This is a genomic window from Pseudomonas sp. 18.1.10, assembly GCF_024655625.1.
In the GTDB taxonomy this organism is placed as follows: Bacteria; Pseudomonadota; Gammaproteobacteria; order Pseudomonadales; family Pseudomonadaceae; genus Aquipseudomonas.
Genome location: NZ_JANLGL010000306.1, coordinates 1 through 5,066 on the forward strand (window position 1 = coordinate 1; position 5,066 = coordinate 5,066).

6 protein-coding genes are annotated in these 5,066 nt (G+C 61.8%); all 6 read left to right on the forward strand.

Annotated features, from left to right (window positions below; translation table 11 throughout):
• Positions 1–312: 312 nt before the first annotated feature.
• The 6 genes from ssuE to NUV89_RS27435 all read left to right on the forward strand — a co-directional run bounded on the left by ssuE (position 313) and on the right by NUV89_RS27435 (position 4,988).
• Entirely contained in the window at positions 313–906 is a 594-nt protein-coding gene (ssuE, locus tag NUV89_RS27410; RefSeq protein ID WP_017739048.1) for an NADPH-dependent FMN reductase, read from the forward strand.
• 95 nt (positions 907–1,001) lie between these two features.
• Positions 1,002–1,970 carry a sulfonate ABC transporter substrate-binding protein gene (locus tag NUV89_RS27415; RefSeq protein ID WP_257783777.1) on the forward strand — a complete coding sequence of 323 codons (969 nt, stop codon included), beginning with the start codon at positions 1,002–1,004 and terminating at the stop codon, positions 1,968–1,970.
• A gap of 25 nt (positions 1,971–1,995) precedes the next feature.
• On the forward strand, positions 1,996–3,144 hold the full coding sequence (gene ssuD / locus NUV89_RS27420) for an FMNH2-dependent alkanesulfonate monooxygenase (RefSeq protein WP_017739046.1): 1,149 nt from the start codon (positions 1,996–1,998) through the stop codon (positions 3,142–3,144).
• An 8-nt stretch (positions 3,145–3,152) separates the two neighbouring features.
• A complete protein-coding gene (gene ssuC, locus NUV89_RS27425) occupies positions 3,153–3,941 on the forward strand; it encodes an aliphatic sulfonate ABC transporter permease SsuC (protein WP_017739045.1) in 789 nt (262 codons plus the stop codon).
• Positions 3,938–4,744, forward strand: a complete 807-nt coding sequence (ssuB, locus tag NUV89_RS27430) for an aliphatic sulfonates ABC transporter ATP-binding protein (protein ID WP_025857375.1) — start codon at positions 3,938–3,940, stop codon at positions 4,742–4,744. The genes ssuC and ssuB overlap by 4 nt, the downstream gene beginning before the upstream one ends.
• A 28-nt stretch (positions 4,745–4,772) precedes the next feature.
• Positions 4,773–4,988: a molybdopterin-binding protein gene (locus NUV89_RS27435; RefSeq protein ID WP_003213899.1), complete on the forward strand. Its 216-nt coding sequence runs from the start codon at positions 4,773–4,775 to the stop codon at positions 4,986–4,988.
• The last annotated feature ends 78 nt before the right edge of the window (positions 4,989–5,066 follow it).

Genomic DNA, 5,066 nt, shown 5'->3' on the forward strand with positions numbered 1-5,066 from the left:
ACGGTGTGTCAGTCACAAATTCTTCAACTGATCCACCGCCTTCGCGAGCAAGCCCGCTCCCACACAAACCCGCTCCCACACAAGCCATCTCTCATATTTAGATCGCATTTCAAGGCTCACAATGCAGGGGTTTTCAGGCCGTTCTCACGGCCTTTTTTTTCGCCCGGCGTTTCATACAGCCCATATGCATTTAAAGAATAAACACATGAAAAAATAAGATTTAAAGATATATAAATCTGCTGATATGGTCTGTCCCATCTTGGCGCCATCGCCACACAGCGAACCGCCGGCACTAGCTCAAGGAATTCCTGAATGTTGGTCGTAACACTTGGAGGCAGTCCCAGCCAGCGTTCCCGCTCCGGGGTCTTGCTGGAAAAAACCCGTCAGTGGCTACAAGACAAAGGCGTGGAAGTGGTGAGTTACCAGATACGGGACTTCCCGGCTGAAGACTTGCTGCACGCGCGCTTCGACAGCCCCAAGGTCATCGACCTGTTGCAGCAAGTCGCCAACGCCGACGGCCTGGTGATCGCCACGCCGGTGTACAAGGCGTCGTTCTCCGGTGCGTTGAAGACCGTGCTCGATCTGCTGCCCGAGCGCGCCCTGGCCCACAAGATCGTGTTGCCAATGGCCACCGGCGGCAGCATCGCCCACATGCTCGCGGTGGATTACGCCTTGAAGCCGGTGCTGTCGGCGCTCAAGGCCCAGGAGTTGCTCCACGGCATCTTTGCCGAGGACAGCCAGATCGCCTACGCCGAAGGCAGCGCCCAGGCGCAGTTGGTGCCGGTGCTCGAACAGCGTTTGCACGAGGCCCTGGAAACGCTCTACGGCGCCATGGCCCGCCGCCCGAAACCGCTGGACCCGAACCTGTTGAATGAACGTTTGTTGAGTGCTCGCTGGAGCATTTAAGCCACATCGAAACCTGGAAGTACTCACCTTACTCAGCCGCCAACGGCCAAGCAGGTGCAGCCAACCCCCTAAACGCATTGATTGGAGAGAGCGCCATGCGCACTGTCATCTTGCGTCGTGGTCTGGTCGCACTGTTTGCTGCGGCTGTGTCCTTCGGCGCCATTGTTCAAGCCCAAGCCGCCGAGACCCTGCGGATCGGTTATCAGAAATACGGCACGCTGGTGCTGCTCAAGGCCAAGGGCACGCTGGAAAAGCGCCTCGCTGCCCAGGGTGTGAACGTGCAGTGGACCGAGTTCCCAGGCGGCCCGCAATTGCTCGAAGGCCTCAACGTCGGTTCCATCGACTTTGGCGTCACCGGCGAAACCCCACCCGTATTTGCCCAGGCGGCTGGCGCTGACCTGCTCTACGTCGCCTACGAACCACCGGCGCCGACCAGTGAAGCGATCCTGGTGCCGAAAGACTCGTCGATCAAATCGGTGGCCGAGCTCAAGGGCAAGAAAATCGTGCTCAACAAAGGCTCCAACGTGCACTACCTGCTGGTGCGTGCGCTGGAAGATGCCGGCCTCAAATACACCGACGTGCAGACCGTCTTCCTGCCACCCGCCGATGCCCGCGCCGCGTTCGAACGTGGCAGCGTGGACGCCTGGGTGATCTGGGACCCGTACCAGGCCGCCGCCGAGAAACAGCTGCAAGCACGCACCCTGCGTGACGGCACCGGCATCGCCGACAACCATCAGTTCTACCTGGCCACCAAGCCCTATGCCGAACAACACCCGGAAGTGGTCAAGGCCCTGATCGAAGAAGTGCGCGCCGTGGGCGAATGGTCCAAGGCCAACCCGCAGGAAGTCACCGATCAAGTCGCACCGCTGCTCGGCCTGCCGGCTGACATCACCCTGACCTCGGTGAAACGCCAGGGCTATGGCGCACTGTTCCTGACCCCGGCCGTGGTCGCCGCCCAGCAGAAAATCGCCGACACCTTCTACCAACTCAAATTGATCCCGAAACCCTTGAGCATCAAGGACGTGATCTGGACGCCACCCGCCGCCGTTGCCAAAGCGCCGTAATCCGACTACTTCAGGAGACAACTCCATGAGCCTCAATATTTTCTGGTTCCTGCCTACCCACGGCGACGGCCATTACCTTGGCACCGCCGAAGGCGCTCGCGCCGTCGATCACGGTTATTTGCAGCAAGTGGCCCAGGCCGCTGATCGCCTGGGCTTCGGCGGGGTGCTGATCCCCACCGGGCGCTCCTGCGAAGATTCGTGGTTGGTGGCGGCGTCGCTGATCCCGGTGACCCAGCGTTTGAAATTCCTCGTCGCCCTGCGCCCCGGGATCATTTCGCCGACGGTGGCCGCGCGTCAGGCCGCGACCCTCGACCGCCTGTCTGGCGGGCGTGCGTTGTTCAATTTGGTCACCGGCGGTGACCCGGAAGAACTGGCGGGCGATGGCTTGTTCCTCAGCCACGAAGAGCGTTATCAGGCCTCGGTGGAATTCACCCGCATCTGGCGCCGCGTGCTGGAAGGCGAAACCGTGGATTACGACGGCGAGCACATCAGCGTCAAAGGCGCCAAGTTGCTCTACCCGCCGATCCAGCAACCGCGTCCGCCGCTGTACTTTGGCGGTTCCTCCGAAGCGGCCCAGGATCTGGCTGCCGAGCAAGTGGAAATGGTGCTGACCTGGGGCGAGCCGCCAGCGGCCGTCGCGGAAAAAATCGCCCAGGTGCGGGCCAAGGCCGAGAACCTCGGACGCACCCTACGTTTCGGTATCCGCCTGCATGTGATCGTGCGCGAAACCAACGAAGAGGCGTGGCAAGCCGCCGACAAACTGATCTCCCATGTGGACGACGACACCATCGCCCGCGCCCAGGCTTCGCTGTCGCGCTTTGACTCGGTGGGCCAGCAGCGCATGGCCGCCTTGCACGGCGGCAGCCGCGACAACCTCGAAGTCAGCCCCAACCTGTGGGCCGGCGTCGGCCTGGTGCGTGGCGGTGCCGGCACTGCGCTGGTGGGCGATGGCCCAACCGTGGCGGCGCGGGTGAATGAGTACGCGGCGCTGGGCATCGACACCTTTATCTTCTCCGGTTATCCGCACCTGGAAGAGTCGTACCGCGTCGCCGAATTGCTGTTCCCCCACTTGGATATCGAACGTCCCGAGCTGCCTAAAGGCGCCGGGTATGTGAGCCCGTTCGGCGAAATGGTCGCCAACGACATCCTTCCCAAAGCTGCGTCGGCGAGCTGAGGCAGCCCATGAACTATGAAAAACTAAGCCACCGCGTGGCGCCTTGGGTGCTGCCGATTCTGTTGCTGGCGATATGGCAGTTGTCGGTGTCGGCCGGTTGGTTGTCCACGCGCATTCTGCCGGCGCCGAGTGCGGTGATCGCGGCGGGCGTCCACTTGGTGGCCAGCGGCGAAATCTGGACGCACCTGGCCATCAGTGGCTGGCGCGCGGGCCTGGGGTTTGTGATCGGTGGCAGCATCGGCCTGGCCCTGGGCTTTATTACCGGCCTGTCGAAGTGGGGCGAGCGCCTGCTGGACAGCTCGGTGCAGATGATCCGCAACGTGCCGCACCTGGCGCTGATTCCGCTGGTGATCCTGTGGTTCGGCATTGACGAGACGGCGAAGATTTTCCTCGTCGCCCTCGGCACGCTGTTTCCGATCTACCTGAACACCTACCACGGCATCCGCAACGTCGACCCGGCGTTGGTGGAGATGTCGCGCAGCTATGGCTTATCCGGCTTCAGCCTGTTCCGCCAGGTGATCCTGCCGGGCGCGCTGCCGTCGATCCTGGTGGGCGTGCGCTTTGCCCTGGGCTTTATGTGGCTGACGCTGATCGTGGCGGAAACCATTTCGGCCAGCTCCGGTATCGGTTACCTGGCGATGAACGCTCGGGAGTTCCTGCAGACCGACGTGGTGGTGCTGGCGATTGTCATGTACGCCATCCTCGGCAAGCTCGCCGACCTCGCCGCCCGCGGCCTGGAACGTGTGTGGTTGCGCTGGCATCCGGCGTATCAAGTGAATAAAGGAGGTGCGGCATGACCGCTCAACAACCTCCGCGCCTGCTCAAGGGCATCCCGTTGGCGGTGCGCAAACTGCGCAAAGCCTTTGGTGCGCGGGAAGTGCTCAAAGAGATTGACCTGCATATTCCGGCGGGCCAGTTCGTGGCCGTGGTCGGCCGCAGCGGGTGCGGCAAAAGTACCTTGCTGCGCCTGCTGGCCGGGTTGGACAAAGCCAGCGGCGGAGAGCTGCTGGCCGGTTCCGCACCGCTGAGCGAAGCGATTGAAGACACGCGGTTGATGTTCCAGGAAGCGCGCCTGCTGCCGTGGAAAAAGATCATCGACAACGTCGGCCTGGGCCTTAAAGGCAACTGGCGCCCAAAAGCCTTGGAAGCCCTGGAAGCAGTCGGCCTGGCCGAACGCGCCAATGAGTGGCCGGCGGCGTTGTCTGGTGGCCAGAAGCAACGCGTGGCACTGGCCCGTGCGCTTATCCACCAGCCGCGTTTGCTGTTGCTCGACGAGCCGTTGGGCGCGCTGGATGCCCTGACCCGCATCGAGATGCAGCAACTGATCGAAAACCTTTGGCAAAAACACGGTTTCACCGTGTTGTTGGTCACCCACGACGTCAGCGAAGCCGTGGCGATTGCCGACCGGGTGATCTTGATCGAAGACGGCGAAATCGGCCTGGACCTGATCGTAGACCTGCCACGCCCACGTGCTCGCGGCTCACATCGCCTGGCCGCGCTGGAAGCCGAAGTGCTCAACCGTGTGCTGTCGCTGCCCGGCACGCCACCGGAACCCGAACCTGTTTCACCGCTGCCGACGCAATTGCGTTGGGCTCAATAACTCACGCGTCCCACGAAGAGAGAACGACATGACTATTAAAGCGATCAACGTACGTAACCAGTTCAAAGGCACCATCAAGGAAATCGTCGAAGGCGACGTGTTGTCGGAAATCGATGTGCAGACGGCGTCCGGGATCGTCACTTCCGTTATCACCACCCGCTCGGTCAAGGAGCTGGAGTTGGTGATTGGCAGTGAGGTGATTGCGTTTGTGAAATCCACTGAGGTGTCGATTGCCAAGTTGTGATTGGCGGCGCGCTTGAGGCCGCTTTCGCGAGCAAGCCCGCTCCCACATTTGACTGCATTCCAAAGTTGGAACTCGGTC